Origin of the sequence: Streptomyces sp. G5(2025) (genome assembly GCF_049542075.1) — a bacterium.
Lineage (GTDB): Bacteria > Actinomycetota > Actinomycetes > Streptomycetales > Streptomycetaceae > Streptomyces.
Genome location: NZ_JBMUZT010000006.1, coordinates 2,754,489 through 2,772,221 on the forward strand (window position 1 = coordinate 2,754,489; position 17,733 = coordinate 2,772,221).

Below are 17,733 nucleotides of genomic sequence, written 5' to 3' on the forward strand. Positions count from 1 at the left end.
TAGGTTCGGGTGCGAGCGTGGTCAATCCGCACCTTTCAGACGGCCGCGCTGTATCTCTTCAGAGAAGCCGTACCTCTTCAGGGAAGCCGTATCTCTTCAGGGAAGCGGAACGCCATTGTCCGGAACCACCGTGCTCGTCCTGGACGCAGCGCCGCCGGCGCCCCGCCACGCCTCGGCGTCCTGACCGGCCGCGCCCGGATCCTGCACACCGGCGAGGCCGGCCTCGCCGCCCGGCTGCCGCTCGCGGACGTGCTGCTGGTGTGGGACTTCACCTCGGACTCGGTGCGCCGCGCCTGGCCCGGCGAGGGCCACCGGCCGCGCTGGGTGCACACCGCGAGCGCGGGCGTGGACCACCTGATGTGCCCCGAACTCGTCGCGTCCGACACCGTCGTGACGAACGCGCGCGGCGTCTTCGACCAGCCCATCGCGGAGTACGTCGCCGCGCTCGTCCTCGCCCTGGCCAAGGACCTGCCGCGCACCCTGGAGCTCCAGCGCGAGCGCTCCTGGCGCCACCGCGAGTCGCGGCGGATCGCGGGCACGCGCGCGTGCGTGGTGGGCTCGGGTCCGATCGGCAGGGCCGTCGCGCGGACCCTGGCGGCGCTCGGCATCACCACGGCCCTGGTGGGGCGCGCGAAGCGCCCGGGAGTGCACGGCGCCGAGGAGCTCGACCGGCTCCTCGCGCGCGCCGACTGGGTGGTGTGCGCGGCGCCGCTCACCGACGACACGCGCGGCATGTTCGACGCCCGGCGCTTCGGCGTCATGCAGCCCTCGGCGTACTTCGTCAACATCGGGCGCGGCCCCCTCGTCGTCGAGGACGACCTGGTGGCCGCCCTGTCGAAGCGGTGGATCGCGGGCGCGGCCCTCGACGTCTTCGCACGGGAGCCGCTGCCCGAGGACAGCCCGCTGTGGACGGCGCCGGGCCTGCTCGTCTCCCCGCACATGAGCGGCGACACGGTCGGCTGGCGTGACGAACTGGGCGCCCAGTTCGTGGAGTTGTACGACGCCTGGGAAGCGGGCCGGCCACTGCGGAACGTGGTCGACAAGGAACGCGGATATGTCCCGGGGCACTGATCACGACCAGGAGGCCGGATGTCCGAGCTCACGGATCTCACCGCCGTACGACTCGTCGACGGGTACCGCAAGGGCGAATTCAGCCCGGTGGACGTGGTGCGCGCCGCGCTGCGGCGGGCCGAGGAGACCCAGCCCCTGGTGAACGCCTTCGTGCGGATCGAGGCGCAGGCCGCGCTGGAGCAGGCCGAGGCCAGTGCCGCGCGGTGGCGGCGCGGGGAGCCGCAGGGCCTGGTGGACGGCGTACCGGTGTCGGTGAAGGACCTCCTGCTGCTGCGCGGCGGCCCCACCCTGCGCGGCTCCCGGACCATCCGCGCGGAGGGGAAGTGGGACGAGGACGCCCCTTCGGTGGCGCGGCTGCGGGAGCACGGCGCGGTGTTCATCGGCCGCACGACGACCCCGGAGTTCGGCTGGAAGGGCGTGACGGACAGCCCGCGCTGCGGCGTCACCCGCAATCCGTACGACACCTCGCGCACCTCGGGCGGCTCCAGCGGCGGCAGCGCGGTGGCCGTGGCGGTCGGCGCGGGCCCCCTGTCGCTGGGGACGGACGGCGGCGGCTCGGTGCGGATCCCGGCGGCGTTCTGCGGGATCTTCGCGCTGAAGCCGACGTACGGCCGGGTGCCGCTGTATCCCGCGAGCCCCTTCGGGACGCTCTCCCACGTGGGGCCGATGACGCGGGACGCGGCGGACGCGGCGCTGATGATGGAGGTGATCACCGGCCCCGACCCGCGGGACTGGTCCCAGCTCGGGGCGGTGGCGGGGAGCTTCCGCGCGGGCCTGGACGGCGGTGTGGGCGGGCTGCGCGTGGCCTACTCGCCCTCGTTGGGTGGCCAGGTCGCGGTGCGGCCCGCCGTCGCGGCGGCCGTGCGGCGGGCGGTGGAGTCCCTCGCCGCGCAGGGGGCGTACGTGGAGGAGGCCGACCCCGACTTCTCGGAGCCGGTGGAGGCCTTCCACACCCTGTGGTTCAGCGGGGCGGCGCGCGTCGTGCAGCGTCTGGCGCCCGTCCAGCGGGAGTTGCTCGACCCCGGGCTGCGGGAGATCTGCGGGCAGGGCGCGCGCTACAGCGCGCTGGACTACCTGGCGGCGGTCGACGTCCGCACGGATCTCGGGCGCCGCATGGGCCGCTTCCACTCGACGTACGACCTGCTGGTCACGCCGACGCTGCCGATCACGGCGTTCGAGGCCGGCGTCGAGGTGCCCCAGGGCTCCGGTCACCGGCGCTGGACGGGGTGGACGCCGTTCACGTACCCCTTCAACCTCACGCAGCAGCCCGCGGCGACCGTGCCCTGCGGGGTGGACGAGGAGGGGCTGCCGGTCGGGGTGCAGCTCGTCGGCGCGCGGCACAGCGACACGGTGGTGCTGCGGGCGGCGCACGCGCTGTACCAGGCGGGGGCGGGCGGCGTGGCGCCGCCCGCGCTGGACTAGGCGCGTCTGAAGGTGAGCGTCTCGCCCTGTGCGCCCGCGCGCCACAGGTCGTTGCAGGCCTCGGCCATGCGGTCGAGGCCGTCGACGACTTGGCCCCAGACGATGCCGGGCACCCAGCCGACGTCGCCGTTCAGGAGCAGGTTGTTCCGTTCGTAGAAGAGGGCGAGGTCGACGACGGTGGTGCCCGCCTTCACCTCTGCTTCCGGTTCATAGCCGTACGCCGGGGTCCCCAATTCCGTACCGGAAAAGGAGAAATAGCAGAGATCTCCCGGGATAGGGGTGACTGTCGGGTTTTCCAGGGGCGGTTCGCGGTCCGCGAAGGCCGGGAAAAGGGCGTAGATCTCATTGCGCGCGTATTTCGCGTGGTAGACGTCGGACCCGAGCGGAAGTGCCTCCCACACCGCCGCGCAGGTCACCGGCGCCCGGTCGTCGAGCAGCTTGGCCGTGCACTGGACTCCCCGCCTGGCGAGGGAGACTTCGATGAATCGGTCTGCCATGAATCCCATGCTCCTCCCGGGGTCAAGAGCACAACGATCGCATCAGGGGCCGGAATTCATCGGAATATCTCGCGTCGAGTCGGGTAGCCGCGCGCCCATGGCTCCACCACTTGGGAACAACGAGGGAATCACTGGCAGAGCGGTTCGCCGCCGCGCCCTGCTCACCGGAGCGGGCGGGGCGGCTTTTGGCGCGTTCGGGCTCTCGGCATGCAGCCGGGTGCCCGAGGAGGGGAAGGTCGAGGGGGGCGATCTGCTGGAGCGGCTGCGGGACAGCGGCACGGTCAGGATCGGTGTCGCGGGCGAGGTCCCGTTCGGCTACATCGACGAGGACGGCGAGGTCACCGGTGAGGCACCGGCCATCGCCAAGGTCATCTTCCCCCGCCTGGGCGTGCCCGAGGTCAAGGCGGTGCCCACCAAGTTCGGCGCCCTGATCCCCGGTCTGACGCAGGCACGGCAGTTCGACGTGGTCTCGGCGGGCATGTACATCAACCCCACGCGGTGCGAGCAGGTCCTCTTCTCCGACCCGGACTACCGCATGCTCGACTCCTTCGTCGTGCGCAAGGGCAACCCGCACGGCATCCGGACGTACGCGGACGTCGCCGAGAAGGGCCTGAAGCTGGCGAGCGCCACCGCCTACGCGCAGATCGACTACGCCAAGGCCGCGGGGGTGAAGGACGTGCTCGTCCTGCCCGACCAGGTGGCGGGGCTGGACGCCGTGGCCCAGGGTCGCGTCGACGCCTTCGCCGCGACCAACGTCACCGTACGCATGGTGATCAAGCAGCACCCGCGGGTCGAGGCGACGAAGCCCTTCCAGCCGGAGGTCGACGGCAAGCCGGCCTACGGCGCGGGCGCCTTCGCCTTCCGGCTGTCCGAGAAGAACCTGCGGGACGCCTTCAACCAGGAGCTGCACAAGCTCAAGAGAAGCGGCGAACTCCTGCGGATCGTCAAGCCGTTCGGCTTCACCGAGGCCGAGATGACGGAGCTGACCCTGCGGAAGCTGTGTCCCCCGGCGAAGGGGGCCTCCTCATGATGTCGTCGGAGTTCTTCGGGAACTGGTTCCTGCCCGGCATCTGGATCACCCTCCAGGTCACCTTCCTCAGCGCGGCCCTCGCCTTCGTGATCGCCTTCCCGATCGGTGTGCTGCGCACGAACCGGCTGTGGATCGTGCGGTTCCTCGCCGGGGCCTACTTCGAGATCTTCCGCAGCACGTCGTCGCTGGTCTTCATGTTCTGGATCGCGTTCACCGTGCCGCCGGTGTTCAACATCAGTTTCCAGCCGATGTTCGCGGGCGTGCTGGCGCTCGGCATCACCTACGGGGCCTACGCCTCGGAGATCGTGCGCGGCGCGCTCGCCGCGGTGCCGCCCGCCCAGCGCGAGGCGGGCATCGCCCTGAACTTCACGCCCTTCCAGCGGCTGCGCCGCGTCGAACTGCCGCAGGCCTGGCCGGAGATGATCCCGCCGTTCAACAACCTGCTCATCGAGCTGCTCAAGGGCACCTCCCTGGTCTCCCTCATCGCGGTGGCCGACATGACGTTCGCCGGTGATCTGCTGCGTCTCGTCAAGAACGAGAGCGCGCCCATCTACACGCTGCTGCTCGCCCTGTACTTCGTCCTCGCGTTCGCCCTCACCCGCGGTATGCGGCTCCTGGAGCGGCACGCCAAGAGACGGGTCGGCCAGGCGCCCGAGAAGACGGGGCTGTTCGGCGGGATGCGCGCCAAGTCGTCGATCGACGCCGTCACCGGTACGGGGGGTGCCAAGTGAACTGGAACTGGTCGCATGTCGACGACTTCATGCCGCTCTTCTGGGACGGTGTGGAGCTCACCCTCAAAGCGCTGTTCTTCGGCACCCTGATCGCGTTCTCGCTCGGGCTGGTCTGGGCGATCGCGCAGCGCTCGGAGAAGAAGTGGATCCGGTGGCCGGTCACGGCGGTCACCGAGTTCATCCGCAGCACCCCGCTGCTGGTGCAGCTGTTCTTCCTGTTCTACGTGGTGCCCGAGTGGGGCCCCTCGATGTCGCCCCTCACCACGGGCATCGTCGGCCTAGGACTGCATTACTCGACGTACACCTCGGAGGTCTACCGCGCCGGGATCGAGGGCGTACCGGCCGGGCAGTGGGAGGCGGCGAAAGCGCTCAACCTGTCCGGACGCCGCACCTGGACGTCCGTCATCCTGCCGCAGGCGGTGCGCCGGGTGATCCCGGCGCTCGGCAACTACGTGATCATCATGCTGAAGGAGTCGCCGCAGATGGCCGCCATCGGCGCGCTCGACATGCTGGGCCAGGCCCAGGGTTACAGCCAGGCGACCTTCACTTACGAGGCGATCAGCGTGGTCGGTGTCGCCTTCATCGTCATCGCCTATCCGGCCTCTGTCCTTCTGCGAGTCTTGGAGCGTCGCCTTGTCCGCTGACAACAGCACTTCCCATGGCAACAGCACATCCCATGCCAACAGCACATCCCATGCCAACAGCACTTCCCAGGAAATTGCCAACCCCGCCGTCGACGGCAGCGAGCTGATCCGCTTCGACAAGGTCGTCAAGCGCTACGGCTCGAACACCGTCCTGGACGAGCTGGACTTCTCCGTCGCCTCCGGCAAGCACGTGACACTCATCGGACCTTCCGGCTCCGGGAAGACCACGATCCTGCGGCTCCTGATGACGCTGGTGAAGCCGGACGAGGGCACGATCAAGGTGGGCGGCACCTACCTCACCCACGAGGAGCGGAACGGCAAGCTCGTCCCCGCGGGCGAGAAGCACGTCCGCGAGGTCCGCAAGAACATCGGAATGGTCTTCCAGCAGTTCAACCTCTTCCCGAACATGAAGGTGCTCAGGAACGTCACCGAGGCGCCCGTCAGCGTCCTCGGCCTCTCCAAGGATGAGGCCGAGGCGCGAGCCCGCGAGCTGCTCGACATGGTGGGGCTCGGCGACCGCTGCGACGCGTACCCCTCGCAGCTCTCCGGCGGCCAGCAGCAGCGCGTCGCCATCGCGCGGGCCCTGGCGATGCGCCCGCAGGTGCTGCTGCTGGACGAGGTGACGTCCGCGCTCGACCCCGAGCTGGTGGCGGGCGTCCTGGACGTCCTGCGCGACATCGCGCACACCACGGATATCACGATGCTCTGCGTGACCCACGAGATGAGCTTCGCCCGGGACATCTCGGACCAGGTGCTGATGTTCGACGCGGGCCGGGTCATCGAGTCCGGGACCCCGGAGAAGATCTTCACCGAGCCCGAGCACGAACGGACCCGCGAGTTCCTCGGCGCGGTGCTCTGAGCGCCCGGCCCCGGGGCGCGGGACATCGGCCGAGCCCCCGCGCCCGGGGCACGGTGTCCGGGGCATGACGCCCGGGCCACGGTGTCCGGGACATGACGCCCGGGACACGATGCCCGGGACATGACGCCCGGGACATGACGCCCGGGACACGATGCCCGGGGCACGATGTCCGGGGCATGGCTCTGGCATATGCCAGAGTGGCGCGTTCCTGCTGACGGGGCCGGAGCGCGCCGCCCGTCTCCCCAACAGCCGCCCCTTACGCGCCACTTGGCGGCTATCGTGGGACGTGCCCGACTGTCCGGAACCGCTCCACGCAGGGGGAAGCCGTGGCGTTGAAGCACAAGGCGACCGCGCCGCACGACTCCGTCCAGAGCGCGCTACGGGTGCTCGAAGTCGTCGCCGCCCGGCACGGCTCCGGCGTCACCACCGTCGAGCTCGCCCGCGAGACCCGCCTCCCCGCAGGCCGTCTCGCACCCCTGCTGCGCATGCTGCGCCGCGAGGGATACGTCGAGCAGACGGCCGATGGGACCTACGTCTCCGGCCAGTGCCTCAGCCGGCTCACCTCCGCCGCCCACCACGACGAGGCGCTGCGCGAAAAACTGCGGCGCATCCTGGACGGCCTGCGCGACTCCATCGGCGCCGCCGTCTACATCAGCCGCTACGTCGACGGCGAGGTCCGCGTCACCGACATCGCCGCCGGGCCCCGGACCCCGGCGGTCAACGAATGGGTGGACTTCCGCTCCTCCGCCCACGCCAGCGCCGTCGGCAAGAGCCTGCTCACCCAGCTCGACGTGAACGGCCGCCGCGACCACCTCTCCCGCCACAAGATGGCCCGCCTCACCTCGCGGACGATCACCAACGAGCGGGTCCTGCTCAACCGCCTCGCCGCCCAGCCCGCCACGGTCCCGGTCCTCGACCTCCAGGAGTACGCGGTCGGCACGGTCTGCGCGGCCGTTCCGATCACCGCGGGCTCCTCGGTCGGCTGCCTCGCGCTGTCCCTGCCGGTCGAACACGCGCACCGGCTGCGCGAGGCGGCGGACACGTTGAACCGCGGGGCGGCGCCGGTGCTGCTGTCGCTGGCCATCTGATCTCGCCGTGGTCAGGAGCACCCCTTCGGGCCAGGTAGTATTTACCTGTCAGCAGGCGCCGCTAGCTCAGTTGGTTAGAGCAGCTGACTCTTAATCAGCGGGTCCGGGGTTCGAGTCCCTGGCGGCGCACTTGCGAATGCCGAAAAGGCGTTCCCGGTCTCCGGGAACGCCTTTTCGCGTACTCCCCGGCCGCCCCAGCCACCCCGGCCGCTCCGGTCATTGAGGGTGCGGGGAGGGTGCGGAAAACCGCACCCCGACTCGACGGCAACCCCCATACCCCCGCCGACCTGCGCTTTCTAGCGTTTCCCCTATGGACCTCATGACTCTCGCGCTCCCCCAGGAACCCGCCGGCGGCATCGCCGGGTGGGCCGCCGATCTTGTCGACACCCTGGGCGGCCCCGGTGCCGGGCTCGCCATCGCCCTGGAGAACCTCTTCCCGCCGTTGCCCAGCGAGGTGATCCTGCCGCTCACCGGCTTCGCCGCGGGGCAGGGAGTCATCAGCCTGTTCTCCGCGCTCTTCTGGACGACGCTCGGCTCGGTGGTCGGCGCGGCCGCCCTCTACGGCATCGGCGTCCTGTTCGGGCGCGAGCGCATGCACGCCCTGTGGGCGAAGCTCCCGCTGGTCAAGGCCTCCGACCTGGAGCGCACCGAGGTCTGGTTCGCCAAGCACGGCACCAAGGCCGTCCTCCTCGGCCGGATGGTGCCGATCTTCCGCAGCCTGATCTCCGTACCGGCCGGTGTGGAGCGCATGCCGCTGCCGATCTTCCTGGCCCTGACGACGCTGGGCAGCCTGGTCTGGAACTCCGTGCTCGTCCTCGCCGGCTACTGGCTGGGCGATCAGTGGCACGCCGTCGAGACGTACGTGGGTGTCCTCTCCAAGGTCGTCCTGGTCCTGGCCCTCGCGGCCGTCGCCGTGTACGTGACCGTGCGCGTACGGTCCCGTGGCCGGGCCCCGGCGGGTGCCGCCGCCCGCCACCGCCGCGGCTCCCGCCGCGACTAGGGGTCCGCTAATGTCGGACGACGTGAAGCAGCCCGTGACCGCCCCGTTCCTGCTCCGGGTCGCCGGTGTGCTCGTCGGCTGCCTCACCGCCGTGCTGAACCTGCTGTACTTCGTCGCCGCGGGCGCCCTCCTCGGCGCCTTCCTGCTCTGGCCGCGCACCCGCCCCCGCGCCCACGCCCTGCTCGCCTCGGGAGCGCGTCGACTGACCGGGGTCGAGCGACGCCGCCGCTCCGTCTTCTTCCGCGACACCTTCCCCGAGCACAGCGCCTCCGACCAGCAGATCCTGCGCTACCTCGCGGCCCGTACGTACTCCGGACTGCTCTGCGCGGTCGTGGTCGGCCTGGTCGACTTCGGCGCGGTGCTCGCCGGGATCTTCGCCGTGTCGCTCACCCACACCTCCATGACCTGGGTGGACCTGCTCGGCCAGGTCGTCCTCGGGGGCACCCTGCTCTTCCTCGCCGTGCAGGGCCTGCGCGCCCTCACCGAGCAGGACGCGCGGCTGGCCCGCGAGTGCTTCGGCCCCTCCGAGCGTGAACTCCTCCAGCGCCGCATCGACGAGCTGGCCACCAGCCGGGCCGCAGTGGTCCGGGCCGTCGACGTCGAGCGGCGCCGGGTCGAACGCGACCTGCACGACGGCGTCCAGCAACGGCTCGTCGCCCTTGCCATGCTGCTGGGCAGAGCGCGCAGGGGCCGCACCCCCGAGCGCGCCGACGCCCTGCTCGAACAGGCCCACAAAGAGGCCCAGGAAGTCCTCACCGAACTCCGCGAGGTGGCCTGGCGCGTCTACCCCACCGCCCTCGACAGCCTGGGGCTTCGCGAGGCGCTCGGCGGGGTCTCGGAGCGGTGCGCGGTGCCGGTGCGCATGGAGTACGACGTGCCCGAGCCGCTGCCCTCCGCCGTCGAGACGGCCGCCTACTTCGTCGTGTCGGAGGCCGTGAACAACGCCGCCAAGCACGCCTCCGCCGACGAGGTCTTCGTCCGCGTACACGGGAACGAGACCTCCGTCGTCGTCCTCGTCTCGGACACCGGCGTCGGCGGCGCCGACCCCTCCGGCAGCGGCCTGACCGGACTGGGCAGCCGGGTCGCCGCGCTCGACGGCACCCTGCGTGTCGACAGCCCCCTCGGGGGACCCACCACGATCACCGCGGAGCTGCCGTGCGCGTAATCCTCGCCGAGGACTCGACCCTGCTGCGGGAGGGCCTGGTCCGGCTCCTCGCCGAGGAGGGCCATGAGGTGCTGGCCGCCGTGGGCGACGCCGAAGCGCTCCTCGCGGAGGTCGAGGCGAAGACGCCGGACGTCGTCGTCACCGACATCCGGATGCCGCCGGACCACACCGACGAGGGCCTGCGGGCCGCGGTGCGGATCCGCGAACTGCGGCCGGAGATCGGGGTGGTGGTCCTCTCCCAGTACGTGGAGCGCAACTACGCGGCGAAGCTCCTCACGTCGAGCGCCGAACGGGTCGGCTACCTCCTCAAGGACCGTGTCGCCCAGGTCGAGGAGTTCCTCGACGCGCTGGAACGGGTGCACGATGGGGGCGCCGCCATCGACCCCGAAGTCGTCCGGCAGCTGCTCATCCGCACCACGCACGCCGACCCGCTGACCCGCCTCACCCCACGCGAGCGCACCGTCCTGGAGGCGCTGGCCGAGGGGCACACCAACGCGGCCATCGGGGAGAAGCTGCACATCTCGCTGAGCGCGGTCGAAAAGAACCTGAACGCCATCTTCGACAAGCTGGGTCTGTCCCGGACGACTGGTTACAGTCGCCGGGTGCTCGCGGTGCTGCGCTATTTGGAATCCTGAGCGGTCCTGGTCGGTCTGGTCGGTCTGGTCGGTCTGGTCGGTCTGGTCGGTCTGGTCGGTCTGGTCGGTCTGGTCGGTCTGGTCGATCCTGTCAGTCCTGGTCGGTCCTGGTCGGTCCTGGCAGTCCTAGCAGTCCTAGCAGTCCTAGCAGTCCTGATGAGTCTTGAGCCGGGCGGCGCGTTCACCGCACCGCCCTGGTCACGACAGGACTACGCCGTCCATGACCAGGGCCGCCGCGAGCCCCGCCGCCAGGAGCCAGGTGCCGAGCCTCGTCCGGCCGCGGCGGCTCAGCTCGATCACCACACCGCAGAGGATGAGCAGCAGCCCGTAGACCCCGACGACCAGCACCGACGAACGGCTCGCCAGCCGCAGCGCGAGGACCACCGCCGCCGCGGCCATCAGCAGCCCGGCCGCGGCGATGCGGGCGCGGCGGGCGCGGGCGGCGGGGGTGGGGCCGTGGGGGTCGGTCTGGTCGGGCGCGCTCATGAGAGTGGATCGTAATCGCTCAGGCGAGCGGGTCGGTGTCATCCCCTGAGATACGCCAGGACCGCGAGCACCCTGCGGTGGATTCCGTCCGTCGGCGGCAGGTCCAGCTTGCCCAGGATGTTGCCGATGTGCTTGCCGACCGCCGCCTCGGAGACGACCAGTTCACCCGCGATCGCGCCGTTCGACTTGCCCTCGGCGACCAGCGCCAGCACCTCGCGCTCGCGCGGCGTCAGCTGTTCCAGCGGGTCGCGGCGCCGCCGCAGCAACTGCCGTACGACTTCCGGGTCGACGACCGTACCGCCCCTGGCGACCCGCGTCAGTGCCTCGACGAACTGCTCGACCTGGCCCACGCGGTCCTTGAGCAGGTAGCCGACGCCGGTGCCGTCCCCGGTGTCCAGGAGCTCGGCGGCGTACGACCGTTGCACGTACTGGCTCAGCACGAGCACCGGCAGCTTCGGCCGCCGCTTCCGCAGGTCCACCGCCGCCCGCAGCCCCTCGTCCTGGAAGCCGGGCGGCATCCGCACGTCGGTGACGACGATGTCCGGTTCGTACGCCGACACGGCGTCCCGCAGCGCGTCCGCGTCGCCGACGGCGGCGACTGTCTCGTGACCGAAGCGGCCGAGCACGCCGATCAGGCCTTCGCGCAGCAGCACGCTGTCTTCGGCGAGGACGACTCTCAGGCCGGGGTGGGGGGTTGGGGCTGGGGTTGGGGTTGGGGTTGCGGTTGGGGTTGGGGTTGGGGTTGCGGTTGGGGTTGCGGTTGCGGTTGTGGTTGGGCCGGGACTTGGGCTTGGGCTTGGCACGGGATCTCCACTGACAGGACTGTCGGGCCGCCCAGCGGGCTGGTGACCGTCAGTGTGCCATCGAGGACCGCGAGCCGGTCGGCGAGCCCGGTCAGGCCCGTGCCGCGGGCCGGGTCCGCGCCGCCGCGGCCGTCGTCGCGCACCTCTACGCGCAGGACTCCGTCGGTGTGCGCGGCGGTGATGCGGGCCCTGGTCGCGCCGCTGTGCCTGCCGATGTTCGCGAGGGCCTCGCGGACCGCGAAGTACCCGGCGGACTCGACGGGTTCGGGAAGCCGCGGCAGTTGTACGCCGTCCCTCTCCACGGACACTGTCACGGGCACGGCGGAGCGGTCCGCCGCGTCCTCCATCGCCGCGGCGAGGCCGTAGTCGGCGAGGACCTGCGGATGGATGCCGCGGATCAACTCCCGCAGTTCGGTCAGGACATGGCCCGCCTCGTCGTGCGCGGCGGCGAGCTGCTCGGCGAGGGCACTGCCGGGCGCGGTGTCGAGCCGGGCCAGGCCCAGGCGCATCGTGAGCGCGACCAGCCGCTGCTGCGCCCCGTCGTGCAGGTCCCGTTCGATCCGCCGCCGTTCGGCTTCGAAGGCGTCGACGAGGCGGGCCCTGGAGCGGGTGACCTCGGCGAGGCTCGCGGCGAGTTCGGCTTCGCGCGGGGCGAGCAGGAGGCGGGCGAACGCGGCGCGGGCGGCGGCGTACGCGCCCAGCGGGTACGCGAGGGCGGCGAGCAGGAGCAGGCCGAGCAGCGCGGTGCCGCAGGCCGCCGGGTAGGCGTCGACGACCCACAGCTTGGCGGGGCGGATGTCGTGGCCGGGGCCGCCGGTGGCGGCGAGGTGCGCGGGGGCGGCGAGGAGGAGGGCGGGGAGCGCGACGGTGGCCGCCAGGACCAGGAGGTCCAGGGGCCACAGGACGAGGGCGAACAGGGCGGCGTGGGCGAGCTCGCGCCAGGTGGCCTGCTCCTTCAGGCGGAGGCGGAACCAGGCGTGGATGCCGGGGGTGTCCGGGGTGCGGTGGGGGGTGGGGGCCGGTTCGGGGTCGATGAGGAGCATGCGGCGCCGTTCCAGGGCGGCGACGGGGACTCCGGAGAAGGTGAGGGCGGCGAGGAGGGGGATGCCGACCAGGACGAGCACCAGGGCTGCCGCTACGGCGGTCAGGGCGGTGCCGACGACGAGTACGGCGGCGCCGAGGAGGGCGCCGCCGAGCAGGTAGAGGGCGCTGCGCCAGGGCGCGCTGCCGAGGAGGTAACCATGCCGCCGAAGGCTGCGCCATGCGCTGTCCTGAACCATGGGCCTTACGTTAGGCGTTGAGGGCTGGGGGGCTAGGGGGCTGGGGGCTGGGGGGCTAGGGGGCTGGGGGCTGGGGGGCTCGGGGGCTCGGGTCGCCTTGGGTGCGTGGGTGGGGCGGGGCCGTGGGGGTACGTCCGTGCTCGCTATCTTGGCGCGGGCGTTTTGCTGCTTCGCCACCCTCATGACCACCACTGTGCTCCGCGCGCACATACCCCCACGTCCCCTCGGGAGCGCTCGCGACTGCGGCCCGTCGTCGGCTCATGCTTGCCCGTGCCCGTCCCCTACCTCAACGTCCAGATGCCGGGTACGTCCACCCCCCTCCCGCCTGCCTGGACACCCCGACACCGGCCCACAGCCACCCCCACCCGCCCCCACGTCGCTGCCCCGACGCCGGTTACGGGCACCCCGCCCGCCCCTACCTCGACATCTCGACGCCGGGTATCGGGCGGGTGAGTGGGAGACATCCGGCGCGGAGCGGCGGGGCAGGGGATACCGCCGGGTTCGCGTTCGCGGCTGAGGGGGCGCGCCCACCGCCCCGCCCCTACCTCGACATCTCGACGCCGGGGCACGGGCACCCCCACCCGCCCCCACGTCGCTGTCCCGACGCCGGTTACGGGCAACCCGCCCGCGCCCCTACCTCGACATCTCGATGCCGGGGCACGGGCACCCCCACCCGCCCCTACGTCGCTGTCCCGACGCCGGTTACGGGCAACCCGCCCGCCCCTACCTCGACATCTCGACGCCGAGTATCGGGCGGGCGGGTGGGAGACATCCGGCGCGGAGCGGCGGGGCAGGGGATACCGCCGGGCACGTTCGCGACCAGGCACCGGCAGGGCCACCCCGCCCAGTCACAGAGGCAGTAACGCCTCACGGCCATGCCCCCGGTACCGGGCCCGCAGGGCCGCGACGTCGGCCGGTGTCAGCCTGCGGTACGTGGACCCCGAGGGCCGCCACCACACAGGATCCCCGCAGCAGAACCCCTCCCCCCGCAGCTCCGCCCGCGCCACCTTGTTCGTCGCCGTCACCGGCATCCGCCCCACCACCCGCACGAAGCGCGGCATCATCTTCGTCCCCAGGTCCGGCTGCGCGAGCAGGAACTCCGCGAAGGCCGCCGGATCGAACCCCGCCCCCGCCGCCGGTGCCACCGCCGCCATGACCTGATCCCCCGCCACCGGATCCGGCACCGCGTACACCGCGACGGCCACCGCCCCGGCGTACCGCGCGAGGATGTTCTCGATCATCGCCGCCGCGAGGTTCTCGCTGTCGACCCGCAGCCGGTCGTCCGTACGCCCCGCGAAGTACAGGTACCCGCGCTCGTCCCGGTAGAAGAGGTCCCCCGTCCAGTACCAGCCGCCCCGCACTCGTTCGGCCTGCGCCGCGTCGTTGCGCCAGTACCCCTCGAAGGGGTTCGGCCCCCGGTTGACCAGCTCCCCTATCGCGGCGCGGCCATTGAGCAACCGCCCGTCCCCCGCGAACCGCGCGGCCTCGCACTCCCGCAGCGTCACCGTGTCCACCACCGCGAGGTCGTCCCCCGGCGCCGCCCGCCCGATCGCCCCGGGCGGCGTGCCCGGCGTGCGCTGGATCGCCGCCCCGCCCTCCGAGGAGCCGTAGCCCTCCACGAGCCGTACCCCGAAGCGTTCCTCGAAGCGCGCCGCGTCGACCGCCCCAGCCTCGGTGCCGAACCCGACCCGCAGCGGATTCTCCCGGTCGTCGGGCCGCTCGGGCGTCGCCAGGAGGTACTGCACGGCCCGCCCCACGTAGGTGAAGTACGTCGCCTCGAACTCCCGTACGTCGGACAGGAACCGCGAGGCGGAGAAGCGGCGGCTCAGCGCCACCCCCGCGCCCGCCGCCAGCGCGGGCGCCCAGTCCGCGATCACCGCGTTGCCGTGGAACATGGGCATGCAGATGTAGTGGGTGTCCTGCGGCCGGACCCCGAAGTGCGCGACCAGCGAGTGGCCCGCCGCCGCGAGACGGCCCTGGGTGCAGATCGCGGCCTTGGGGGCGCCCGTGGACCCGGAGGTGAAGTAGAGCAGCATGCGGCTCGCCGGGCCGACGGTCCGCGCGATCTCCGGTGCGGCGTCCGCGTAGGGGGCGAGCAGGGCCTCGTACTCCTCGGTGCCGGTCACCAGCACGCGTACGCCGGGGAGTTCGAGGTCGGCGAGCAGCGGCAGGTGGGTCCGTTCGGTGACGAGGATCTGGCAGCCGGTGTGCAGGATGTCGCGGGCCAGTTCGGCGCCGCGCCGGGTGGGGTTGATGCCCGCCACCGCCGCCCCGGCGAGTGCCGCCGCGCTCAGCCACAGGGGGTATTCGGGGGTGTTGTCGAGCAGGACGCCGATATGGGGCTCGCCCCGGTGTGACAGCAGGTCGGCGAGGAGCGCGGCCCTGGCCGCCGCGCCCGCCGTCACTTCGTGGTGGCTCAGCTCGCCGCCCGCGAAGCGCAGACCGGTGCGGTGATCACCCCACCGTGCCTGTACGAGTCCCGCGACGGTGCTCCCGGTGCTCTCCATGGCCGGGCACCATAATTGACGTGCCGTCAGATGTGGAGAGTCGGGCCGCGGGCACCCTTCGCGCAGGCCCGCGTTCCGCGTACGCCGTCCGGTCGTGCACGGCGTACGCGGATCCTGCCGGCTGTCAGAACGTGACGTCCGAGCAGGCGTAGAACGCGTTCGCCGTGTCCGCGACCGTCCAGACCGCGACGATCACGTGGTGCCCACTGCGCCCGCCGGGGATCGTTCCGCTGTGCGAGAGCGTCGCGGGCGGCTGCTGGCTGTTGTACGGGACGCTGAGGAACGGCGTGGTGTTCAGGGCGGCCCTGGTCACCGGCTTGCTGTCGTCCCAGCCCTGCTTGGTGATGTAGTACTTGAAGTCCGTGGTGCGGTGCCGGGCGGTGAACTGCCAGCGGAACGTGTAGTTCTGCCCGCCGCTCACCCGGGTCGTGGGCCAGGCCCCGCCGTTTGGCGTCTTCGGCGAGTTGAGCTGGTCGAAGCCCGCTATGCCCGCCGAGCAGATCTTGCCGTCCGCCGGCCCCCCGGCGGGGAAGCCCTTGGGGCCCTCGACGCTCTGCGGTTCGTACTGGATCGAGCCGCAGTTGGTCACCACGCCCTTGGCGCAGTTGATCTGCCGGCTGGCCGGCAGATCCGTGTAGCCGTGGCTGCTGGCGCCACCGGCGGAGAGCGCGAACGCGCCGACCGTGGTGAGGCCGACCATGGCCGCGTACATCTTCTTCTTGCGCATGTGCCGCTCCTGACCGAACGTGGGGAGTTCCGTGGGACGTGCGCGCACTGCGGTCTAGACCAAGTTCAGGCTATGGCCGTGAGTTGAACATGTCCATACCAATTGACGACTCAACTGTCGGGCGGCTGCTTGTCGTTGGGCGCTGGACGCTGGACGCTGTCAGCGTTGCTCGGCGCGTCCCGTGTAGAACGCCACCGTCAAGTCCTTCACCAACGCCTTGCGCTCGTAGTCGTCCAGCTCCACCAGGCCCCGCGTCGTCAGCCGCGTCACGGTGTCCTCGACGGAGTCGACCACCGACGTCAGGACCGTGTCGCGGTGGCGGGCGTCGAGCGCCGCGACTCTGCGGCGCTGCATCGCGGCGGCGACCTCGGGCGCGTACTCGATACGGGTCGGCTGCGCCGAGAACACCTCGACGCCCACCGCCTCCGCCTCGGCCGCGAGCGCCCGGGTCAACGCCGCGCCGACGGCGTCCGCGTCGCGCAGGGTGGGCGCGTCGTCGTGGAACGCGTCGGCCGGCAGCCGCGACAGCACCCGCGCGGTCGTCGCCTCCACACACTCCCGCAGGTACTCCTGGTGGTCCTCGACCGCGAGCGTCGCCCGCGCGGTGTCCTTGACCCGCCACACGAGGAGGACGACGACGCGCAGCGCGACCCCGCCCCGGTCCACGGCGGGCATCGGCTCGCTCCGCCAGTGCCGCAGGCGTACGTCGACACGGCGGCGCAGCAGCAGCGGGTTCACCCACAGCAGGCCGGTCCGGCGGACGGTGCCCCGGTAGCGGCCGAAGAGGCTCAGGACCCACGCCCGGCCGACGCGGCCCCGCGCCAGGCCGCCGAACCCGAAGAGGCCGAGCGCCCCCGATCCGGCGAGCGAGGCCCACTGCGCGGCCCCGAGCCCGGCGCCCGCGTACCCGGGCGGCCCCGCCAGCCGCAGCGCGGGCTCCGGCAGCGCCCCCGCCCACCACAGCGACAGTGCGCACCCGGCGGCGCCCGCGCACCCGCCGAGCACACCGGCGAGTCCGGGCAGCACCCGCGCCCGGCGTTCCACGAGTGCGGGGTCGACGTCGGGCACGCGGCGCGGCGCGGCGGCGACCGGGACCGCCGGGTGCCGTACCGCCTTCGGCTGCTCCCCCGTGCCCTGCCTGCGCCGCACCACGGCGGGCGCCAGCGGCACGCCGGTCACGTCGTCCGGGTCGTCGCGGAAGAGGAGGTGAACGGGGATCTCGGTGGTGGCCTCGCTCTGGATCACCCGGGCCGGCCGCACGCCGGCCGGCTGGACACCCCGAGGGACTGGGCCTGTGAACCCGACTGCGCTGCCGCCGCACTCATCCGTGCCTCCGCCTCATTCGTGCCTCGGTCCCGCTCTTGCACCAATCCCGCTCGCGCGTACAGCGCCGGTCGCGTCCGTGAGTGCGGCGCTCCCACCCGCCCGTACGTCGAGCCCGTCTCCGTCTGCCCGTGCGCCACCCCCGCCTGCCCGCACGCCGAACCCACCTGCTCACACCCCAGCCCCGCCTGCCCGCACGCCGAACCCACCTGCTCACACCCCAGCCCCGCCTGCCCGCACGCCGAACCCACCTGCTCACACCCCAGCCCCGCCTGCCCGCACACCGAGCCCGACTCCCCGGGCGCCGAACCGATCTGCCCGCGCGCCGACTCCGCCTGCCCGCACGTTGAGCCCGCCTGCGCGTACGCCGAGCCCGACTCCCCGGGCGCCGAACCGATCTGCCCGCGCGCCGACCCCGCCTGCCCGCACGTTGAGCCCGCCTGCGCGTACGCCGAGCCCGACTCC

17 protein-coding genes and 1 tRNA gene are annotated in these 17,733 nt (G+C 72.2%); 11 read left to right on the forward strand and 7 right to left on the reverse strand.

Going from position 1 to position 17,733, the window contains the following annotated elements; genetic code table 11:
* Nucleotides 1–114: 114 nt before the first annotated feature.
* Nucleotides 115–1,071, forward strand: coding sequence for a D-2-hydroxyacid dehydrogenase (locus ACOBQB_RS23220; protein ID WP_423598688.1), 957 nt, complete (start codon nt 115–117; stop codon nt 1,069–1,071).
* A gap of 18 nt (nt 1,072–1,089) precedes the next feature.
* Nucleotides 1,090–2,493, forward strand: coding sequence for an amidase (locus tag ACOBQB_RS23225; RefSeq protein WP_423594067.1), 1,404 nt, complete (start codon nt 1,090–1,092; stop codon nt 2,491–2,493).
* Here ACOBQB_RS23225 and ACOBQB_RS23230 read toward each other — a convergent pair.
* Nucleotides 2,490–2,990: a DUF3830 family protein gene (locus tag ACOBQB_RS23230; RefSeq protein WP_423594068.1), complete on the reverse strand. Its 501-nt coding sequence runs from the start codon at nt 2,988–2,990 to the stop codon at nt 2,490–2,492. The genes ACOBQB_RS23225 and ACOBQB_RS23230 overlap by 4 nt on opposite strands.
* Before the next feature lie 97 nt (nt 2,991–3,087).
* Here ACOBQB_RS23230 and ehuB point away from each other — a divergent pair, with 97 nt between their 5' ends.
* The 9 genes from ehuB (at nt 3,088) to ACOBQB_RS23275 (ending at nt 10,142) form a co-directional block, all read left to right on the forward strand.
* Nucleotides 3,088–4,020: an ectoine/hydroxyectoine ABC transporter substrate-binding protein EhuB gene (gene ehuB, locus ACOBQB_RS23235; RefSeq protein WP_423594069.1), complete on the forward strand. Its 933-nt coding sequence runs from the start codon at nt 3,088–3,090 to the stop codon at nt 4,018–4,020.
* Entirely contained in the window at nt 4,020–4,751 is a 732-nt protein-coding gene (ehuC, locus tag ACOBQB_RS23240) for an ectoine/hydroxyectoine ABC transporter permease subunit EhuC (RefSeq protein ID WP_423598690.1), read from the forward strand. Before ehuB ends, ehuC begins: the two co-directional genes overlap by 1 nt.
* Nucleotides 4,748–5,395: an ectoine/hydroxyectoine ABC transporter permease subunit EhuD gene (ehuD, locus tag ACOBQB_RS23245; protein ID WP_423594070.1), complete on the forward strand. Its 648-nt coding sequence runs from the start codon at nt 4,748–4,750 to the stop codon at nt 5,393–5,395. Before ehuC ends, ehuD begins: the two co-directional genes overlap by 4 nt.
* A gap of 73 nt (nt 5,396–5,468) precedes the next feature.
* On the forward strand, nt 5,469–6,254 hold the full coding sequence (ehuA, locus tag ACOBQB_RS23250) for an ectoine/hydroxyectoine ABC transporter ATP-binding protein EhuA (protein WP_423598692.1): 786 nt from the start codon (nt 5,469–5,471) through the stop codon (nt 6,252–6,254).
* A gap of 326 nt (nt 6,255–6,580) precedes the next feature.
* The gene (locus ACOBQB_RS23255; protein WP_423594071.1) at nt 6,581–7,342 is read left to right on the forward strand and encodes an IclR family transcriptional regulator; all 762 of its coding nucleotides are present in this window, start codon (nt 6,581–6,583) and stop codon (nt 7,340–7,342) included.
* Between the two features lie 55 nt (nt 7,343–7,397).
* Nucleotides 7,398–7,471 (forward strand) — tRNA-Lys (locus ACOBQB_RS23260).
* Nucleotides 7,472–7,652: 181 nt separating this feature from the next.
* Entirely contained in the window at nt 7,653–8,342 is a 690-nt protein-coding gene (locus ACOBQB_RS23265; RefSeq protein ID WP_423594072.1) for a DedA family protein, read from the forward strand.
* A gap of 10 nt (nt 8,343–8,352) precedes the next feature.
* On the forward strand, nt 8,353–9,507 hold the full coding sequence (locus tag ACOBQB_RS23270) for a sensor histidine kinase (RefSeq protein ID WP_423594073.1): 1,155 nt from the start codon (nt 8,353–8,355) through the stop codon (nt 9,505–9,507).
* Nucleotides 9,498–10,142 (forward strand): response regulator transcription factor, encoded by a 645-nt coding sequence (locus ACOBQB_RS23275; RefSeq protein WP_423594074.1) that lies wholly within the window; start codon nt 9,498–9,500, stop codon nt 10,140–10,142. Before ACOBQB_RS23270 ends, ACOBQB_RS23275 begins: the two co-directional genes overlap by 10 nt.
* A gap of 198 nt (nt 10,143–10,340) precedes the next feature.
* On the opposite strand, the gene ACOBQB_RS23280 is transcribed toward ACOBQB_RS23275, so the two are convergent.
* The 6 genes from ACOBQB_RS23280 to ACOBQB_RS23305 all read right to left on the reverse strand — a co-directional run bounded on the left by ACOBQB_RS23280 (nt 10,341) and on the right by ACOBQB_RS23305 (nt 17,205).
* Nucleotides 10,341–10,628, reverse strand: a complete 288-nt coding sequence (locus ACOBQB_RS23280) for a hypothetical protein (RefSeq protein WP_423594075.1) — start codon at nt 10,626–10,628, stop codon at nt 10,341–10,343.
* Nucleotides 10,629–10,666: 38 nt separating this feature from the next.
* Nucleotides 10,667–11,308 (reverse strand): response regulator, encoded by a 642-nt coding sequence (locus ACOBQB_RS23285; protein ID WP_423598694.1) that lies wholly within the window; start codon nt 11,306–11,308, stop codon nt 10,667–10,669.
* On the reverse strand, nt 11,305–12,711 hold the full coding sequence (locus ACOBQB_RS23290; RefSeq protein ID WP_423594076.1) for a sensor histidine kinase: 1,407 nt from the start codon (nt 12,709–12,711) through the stop codon (nt 11,305–11,307). The genes ACOBQB_RS23285 and ACOBQB_RS23290 overlap by 4 nt, the downstream gene beginning before the upstream one ends.
* 848 nt (nt 12,712–13,559) lie before the next feature.
* Entirely contained in the window at nt 13,560–15,218 is a 1,659-nt protein-coding gene (locus ACOBQB_RS23295) for an AMP-binding protein (RefSeq protein ID WP_423594077.1), read from the reverse strand.
* Nucleotides 15,219–15,342: 124 nt separating this feature from the next.
* Nucleotides 15,343–15,945, reverse strand: a complete 603-nt coding sequence (locus tag ACOBQB_RS23300) for a lytic polysaccharide monooxygenase auxiliary activity family 9 protein (RefSeq protein ID WP_423594078.1) — start codon at nt 15,943–15,945, stop codon at nt 15,343–15,345.
* Between the two features lie 159 nt (nt 15,946–16,104).
* Nucleotides 16,105–17,205 (reverse strand): SPFH domain-containing protein, encoded by a 1,101-nt coding sequence (locus ACOBQB_RS23305; RefSeq protein WP_423594079.1) that lies wholly within the window; start codon nt 17,203–17,205, stop codon nt 16,105–16,107.
* Nucleotides 17,206–17,733: the final 528 nt, after the last annotated feature.

Excerpts from the sequence above, each read along its gene's own strand:
- ACOBQB_RS23225 (WP_423594067.1), top strand. The coding sequence starts at position 1,090 with ATGTCCGAGCTCACGGATCTCACCGCCGTACGACTCGTCGACGGGTAC.
- ACOBQB_RS23230 (WP_423594068.1), bottom strand. The coding sequence starts at position 2,990 with ATGGCAGACCGATTCATCGAAGTCTCCCTCGCCAGGCGGGGAGTCCAG.
- ehuB (WP_423594069.1), top strand. The coding sequence starts at position 3,088 with ATGGCTCCACCACTTGGGAACAACGAGGGAATCACTGGCAGAGCGGTT.
- ehuC (WP_423598690.1), top strand. The coding sequence starts at position 4,020 with ATGTCGTCGGAGTTCTTCGGGAACTGGTTCCTGCCCGGCATCTGGATC.
- ACOBQB_RS23265 (WP_423594072.1), top strand. The coding sequence starts at position 7,653 with ATGGACCTCATGACTCTCGCGCTCCCCCAGGAACCCGCCGGCGGCATC.
- ACOBQB_RS23270 (WP_423594073.1), top strand. The coding sequence starts at position 8,353 with ATGTCGGACGACGTGAAGCAGCCCGTGACCGCCCCGTTCCTGCTCCGG.
- ACOBQB_RS23280 (WP_423594075.1), bottom strand. The coding sequence starts at position 10,628 with ATGAGCGCGCCCGACCAGACCGACCCCCACGGCCCCACCCCCGCCGCC.
- ACOBQB_RS23290 (WP_423594076.1), bottom strand. The coding sequence starts at position 12,711 with ATGGTTCAGGACAGCGCATGGCGCAGCCTTCGGCGGCATGGTTACCTC.
- ACOBQB_RS23295 (WP_423594077.1), bottom strand. The coding sequence starts at position 15,218 with ATGGAGAGCACCGGGAGCACCGTCGCGGGACTCGTACAGGCACGGTGG.
- ACOBQB_RS23300 (WP_423594078.1), bottom strand. The coding sequence starts at position 15,945 with ATGCGCAAGAAGAAGATGTACGCGGCCATGGTCGGCCTCACCACGGTC.